This is a genomic window from Microcoleus sp. M2_D5, assembly GCF_036701935.1.
In the GTDB taxonomy this organism is placed as follows: Bacteria; Cyanobacteriota; Cyanobacteriia; order Cyanobacteriales; family Microcoleaceae; genus Microcoleus.
In genome coordinates this window covers 95,496-100,767 of sequence record NZ_JAUBRP010000018.1, presented here as the reverse complement: position 1 = coordinate 100,767, position 5,272 = coordinate 95,496, and the positions used below count along the sequence as shown (strand labels likewise).

Below are 5,272 nucleotides of genomic sequence, written 5' to 3'. Positions count from 1 at the left end.
GCCCATCCCACAAGAGTTATTTTTTCTGGTGGGATGGGCCGGAGAGCCCGTCCCATCAATTGAGGAAAAGGATTTTTGCAAGAGGTCTTATGTCCCAGAAAGTCGAGTCGTCCCTTTAGTCGGCCAAAGTTCCAGCCTCACAGATAATAAGGAGCACCGAAACCATTGGTCTGTAAATTGAGATGTTGCACCACGATAGATAAGCCTGTTTTGGGCTGCCTCTCCAGCCCAACCCCCACTCCCCACCAGAAAACTCATTCTTTGTGGAACGAGCCCCAAAGCCGGTTCTTGGTAATGGTGCAATATATAAGTCTAAATGGCGCTGGTTGCTGAATCCGAAAGCGAGAATCCACGCACCGAATACGATCCCAGATTTTGTCCTGAGTTATAGCCCGCATTCCGCAGATTCCACTGTCATCATCGGTTTTTACCTGTTTTTACCCACCAATCAACCTATCACTTAAACTTTTCTACCGTACATTCACTGATAAAAAACTTTTTAAGGGCATAATTTAGAGATTAAAAATAGTTTTATCAGTAATTATGCTGTGTAACACCCCTGTTTAGGAAGGTGAGTTATAGGTTTTTAAAAGAGAGAGAAGTCAGGACTAAAATCCGGGTGCCAGCACCCCTATTTTTTGATGCACGCCATAGGAAATAGCTAGCTAGAAGCCATCTATTTAGGCATTTTGCCTAAATCAAATTAGCTTATTCTCAATCTTCATCGAATCTTTATCAAACCTACTTGCATTAAATTGTGCTTTGCTTTAGATTGAATATGTGAAGGAAAACAACCTGCTTCCAGTCAACATAAAAATAAAGGTGTCAACCATGAAATCCCAATTAAACTTAGTCAAATCTATTTTAGCTGTTGCCGGTGTCGCTACTCTTAGTGCAGTATCCGCAGCACCTGCCTCTGCCATCGGCTTGGCACCTTCCTCTGCCTTCAGCTTTGCTAATATCGTGGGTGGGGATACGCCAGGAGATGCCTATGCAAATAGCTTTTCATTTAACGTAATTGACCAGGGTTCATCAGTTCTTTTTAATATCTTAAACTCTGGAAATTCCACAGCATCTGATATGTTTATCAGTAAAGTTTTGTTTGATGATAATGGCTATCTCTCTAATGCAGTGGCTAACGTTGCTAACAGTGGTAATGTACGCTTTATTGGTGGTGCTGGCAACGATCAGTTGCCTCAAGGTGGTAATGGTTTCACCACAGACTATGCCTTCACAAGAGATACTGGTGCTGCTAATAAATGGGGGGTCCAAGGTGGCGAAACTTTCGGAGTGAGCTTTACTGGAAATTATGCTAACGTAGTTTCCGCTTTGAATACTGGTGCATTAAAATTAGGTTTGCACGTTCAAGCCTTACCAAATGGTGCAAGCGATTCTTACATGAGCACCATCAGCACTAGCAACACTGAAGCTACTCCTGAACCTTTAACAATGCTTGCTGCTGGAGCCGCTGTTGGGTTTGGTGCTATGTTCAAAAAGCAACGCGCTCAGGCTCAAAAAGCTGAATAGGCGATCGTTTGAACTAATTTTCGACTCTGGCTTAATGCCAAACTGATGATTTTATGTTCGAGCTAAAAACCTGGTTTCTTGGTGAAACCAGGTTTTTTAGTATCTGATAGCGCGGCACTCTGAAAACCCCGGACTTTTAAGGCAATATGAAACGCAGTTATAGCGTTACCGCTGTTATTAAGAGTTACAGCATATTCCATGTAGATGCGGTACAAACAAGAAGAGCGATCGCCTGCTGTTTGGTGCGGATACACCCGTCAATCTGTAATTTTTATCGACCAATATTTCGCAGATCCGCACCCGGAGGATTAACACCACACAATATAGCTTTATAGTGTACTTCATGAACCACCGAAGAGGCTGCATTTTTAATTTTGATTGATTTACTCGCTTTTTAGTCTTTGCTTACAGGGGCCCAGTAAACAAGTGCTAGGCATCCAAGCAATCATTTCGAGTAACAGTCTTTTCACTAGGTGTCCTAATGCTGAGCTATGCGTTGCATCTGAGTTTCACCCTTCATCAAATTCCAGAGTGTCTACTAACCTCATCTCAAAGATTTACGGCAATTAAAATCCTCCAAGTCCTTTCCGTAGAAGGGATTAAAGCTACTGAGTTGTCCGCATCCCTTACTATTTTTATGATATCATCTAAGAATAGTCTGGACTGTTTTTTGGTTCGGAGTCTAAAACCATCGATTTTCCGTTGGTACTTCGATTGCCGAATCGGCTGGAAACCCTTATTCTACGGTTGGCAATCAAAAACTGTCCGCAGTATGGATCCGATCAATCAACTAATAACTAATATCTAAAATGTTCAAGATAAAAACTTTTGGGCTCATCATTATCGCCACAGCCTTAGTAACTCTGAATATGACACTCCTGTGGAAGCTGGACGATGTTGCTCATTTTTGGATGAGTATAGTTTTTTGGTTTGCTGTGGGTTCCCTGCTTTGGGACAACCAGGATCTTCTCAAACAGCGTGAGATAAAAAGCGATCTATTATCGACAATAGCAGGGACGCTATTAATAGCTTTTATTTTATTTCAAAGTGCTGTGGTTTCCAGTAAATCCGAGCCTTTTTTAAGACTGGCACCTTTTTTATCTGGTTTAGGTGTGAGCCTACTTGCGGTAGGTTTTCAGAACTTAAAACTATATTGGCGTGAATTGGTAATACTATTTTTTCATGGCACCCCCAGTGTCATTACGTTACCTTTAGTGGATTTTGTTACCTCGCTTACTGCTAAATTTGCTTATTATTCTTTGTGGTATGTCGGTTTTGATGTAACACGCGATGGTAATTATGTTGCTTTGCCGACAGGAAGGGTGTTGGTAAATGGGGGTTGTTCGGGTATAGAGGCAATGAATTACTTATTAGGTTTAGCTGTAATTTGTTTGGTGATGTTTCCTACTAAACAAAATAAGGCTTTGGTAATAGGTGTCGCTGTCATTTTGGGTTTTATTATTAATGTTTGGCGAGTGGCGGGAATGGCATTGTTAGTTGCATCTTATCGCCTAGATTTGTTTAAATATTGGCATGAGGGTGAAGGTTCTTTAGTGGTGGGAATGATTGCGGTGATTTTGTTTGGGATATTTTATCAATTTATGTTGAAACGAGATAGCCAACTTAGTCACAGTTCTGGAAATTAATTAGTTGCAATTTGGGGAAATATATCGGTTCTTCGATTTCCCCTCCCATAGTCAGGAGTCTTGCTCACTCAAATGTCCGGGTGTTGAAATCCGCCAATGTCACTACCTGTCGTTTAACTGCGTCTATATCTATGATAGAAAGGATGTCAGGAATTATCGGAAACCTGTTATGGCAACCAATGAAAGTCAAATAAGTCAAGTTTACGGTTCAGAGGATGCTCAGGGTATTTTACAGCTTGCGATCGCGCGGCGACAGGATGAAGGGGAATTATCCAGAGTGCAGCTTTTCGAGATTGCAGCGGAATTGGGCATTTCCGAACAGGATATTGTAGCGGCGGAACAGCAATGGTTAGCAACTAGAGGAGAATTTCAAGAAAAGCTGGTTTTTAACTCTTACCGTCGTCGCAAATTGCAGAAAAATGTGACAAAGTATGGCATTATCAATACTTTTTTAGTTTTGTTTAATCTAGCAGCAGCGCACGAGCTTTCTTGGTCACTTTTCATTTTACTAACGTGGGGATTGGGGTTGTCACTAAATGCTTGGAATGTTTATCAAACTGAAGGGGAAGATTACGAAAAAGCATTTCAGCGGTGGCGGTTGAAGAAACAAGTCGGAGAGTCTATTGGTACTGCGACGAATAAGTTTATGAAGTGGTTGCAGTCGTGATTTGCTATGGTAAAAAATGCGATCGCCCTTTCTTTTTCTTCACACTCGTGAAGTAATTCGGATTTTAACTCGTTACTGGAAAGAGTAATTGTTAAGGTTTTTCTTGAACCTCTCCCCAAGAGCGATCGCCCTTTATTGAGTTATACAATGAAGGACACTGCAAGGCTGTGTCCCTACAAATATCCCTCTTTTAGTCCCTCCCGGCAGTCGAGCGCATTCTCTGGGCCCGAAAACCTAACTTTCCTGCGGCAACTTTCCATTAGCAGCATCTTCAACCACAGGATGAATTAAAGCCGATCGCAAACCTTGCCGAATTTCCGAATTCAAATACCTGCGCTGCAAAACCTGCCATTTTTGCCAAGCTGCATAGCGATTTTCTGCCAACAAACCAGCCAATTTCGGCAACTCTTTTTTCAGATCGCGATCGACAAAATCTGTCAGAAACTCGCCTAAAACTTCACTGTCTTGAATATCGCCCAAACATTCCTGAATAGCTTTTATATCTTCGACATAAACTTCGTAAGCCTCACTGTAAAAATCCCCAAACAGATTCATCAAATAGCGAACCCGCTTAGCTTGCTTCCGCAAATCGTGCAGAATAGTTCCCTCCGCTGCTAACTTCTCTTCGACAGCCTCAGCGTTCAAATCATCAGCAACTTTAACTTTGCCATCTTCATATTCTGTACCCAACAGCCAAGCCGGATGCAGGAAAAACTCGCTGACTTGAGGTAACAGTAAATCTGGCAAAACCTCAGCAATTGGCAAAAGTTCGATCGCCTGAAACTTCGGTTTTTCCAGCCAATCCTCGATCGACTGCTTCAGCGATTCGTAGGTTTTGTGCTCTAAAATCGCCCTCACCCCTTTCAAAGCCCGGTGGCGCTGTTTGAGCAAATTCGACAAAGCCTTATCCAAAACTTCCTGTTCCTCAGTCGGCAAATTCGAGTAATAGCGATTTTGGAGACTTTCGAGCATCACATCCAAATCCCTGAGAGTTCCCAGAATCCGCCCCACCTTACCAATTTTACGTTCAGAAGCCTCTTTTGGCCAATCTAAAACCGGAGCAAAACCAGTCACAGCCGATCGCAAACGTCTCAATCCCACGCGCATTTGATGAAGTTCTTCCGCGTCTTTGTCTTTGATAACTTCAGCCTCGTGCGCTAGACTTTTGCGGAAATATTTCTCAATCGCCCCAGATGCAGCGTCTCCGAGAGTTTTAACTTGAGTTTTAACTTTTGCGGATGTTTTTACGTTCATGGCAGGTGTAGATTCCAGATCCCCGATCGACTTTAATTTGGATTTCAAGGCTTTGCTAGTAAAGGGTTTACATCCTAGCACACACTTTTAATTCAGGAAGCGCAGCATAATAAATCTTAATATATAGTGCTTGACAATTTCTACAAAATCAGCATTTAGGAATCTTCAATCTCCAATC

5 protein-coding genes are annotated in these 5,272 nt (G+C 42.2%); 4 read left to right on the top strand and 1 reads right to left on the bottom strand.

The genetic code is table 11. The features are described 5' to 3' along the window. The 4 genes from QUA50_RS10615 to QUA50_RS10600 form a co-directional block, all read left to right on the top strand. Positions 1-181 (top strand): hypothetical protein (locus QUA50_RS10615; RefSeq protein WP_445301930.1); only part of this gene is annotated, 181 nt, incomplete at its 5' end. A gap of 650 nt (positions 182-831) precedes the next feature. Beyond that, on the top strand, positions 832-1,527 hold the full coding sequence (locus QUA50_RS10610; protein ID WP_333298538.1) for a PEP-CTERM sorting domain-containing protein: 696 nt from the start codon (positions 832-834) through the stop codon (positions 1,525-1,527). An 809-nt stretch (positions 1,528-2,336) separates the two neighbouring features. After that, positions 2,337-3,173: a cyanoexosortase A gene (gene crtA, locus QUA50_RS10605; RefSeq protein ID WP_333265120.1), complete on the top strand. Its 837-nt coding sequence runs from the start codon at positions 2,337-2,339 to the stop codon at positions 3,171-3,173. Between the two features lie 169 nt (positions 3,174-3,342). Beyond that, entirely contained in the window at positions 3,343-3,840 is a 498-nt protein-coding gene (locus QUA50_RS10600) for a 2TM domain-containing protein (RefSeq protein ID WP_333265121.1), read from the top strand. Positions 3,841-4,074: 234 nt separating this feature from the next. On the opposite strand, the gene QUA50_RS10595 is transcribed toward QUA50_RS10600, so the two are convergent. After that, on the bottom strand, positions 4,075-5,094 hold the full coding sequence (locus tag QUA50_RS10595; protein WP_333265122.1) for a CHAD domain-containing protein: 1,020 nt from the start codon (positions 5,092-5,094) through the stop codon (positions 4,075-4,077). Between the last annotated feature and the right edge of the window lie 178 nt (positions 5,095-5,272).

What these genes read in the sequence shown, in the direction of transcription:
- QUA50_RS10610 (WP_333298538.1), top strand. Translation starts at nt 832, where the DNA reads ATGAAATCCCAATTAAACTTAGTCAAATCTATTTTAGCTGTTGCCGGT.
- crtA (WP_333265120.1), top strand. Translation starts at nt 2,337, where the DNA reads ATGTTCAAGATAAAAACTTTTGGGCTCATCATTATCGCCACAGCCTTA.
- QUA50_RS10600 (WP_333265121.1), top strand. Translation starts at nt 3,343, where the DNA reads ATGGCAACCAATGAAAGTCAAATAAGTCAAGTTTACGGTTCAGAGGAT.
- QUA50_RS10595 (WP_333265122.1), bottom strand. Translation starts at nt 5,094, where the DNA reads ATGAACGTAAAAACATCCGCAAAAGTTAAAACTCAAGTTAAAACTCTC.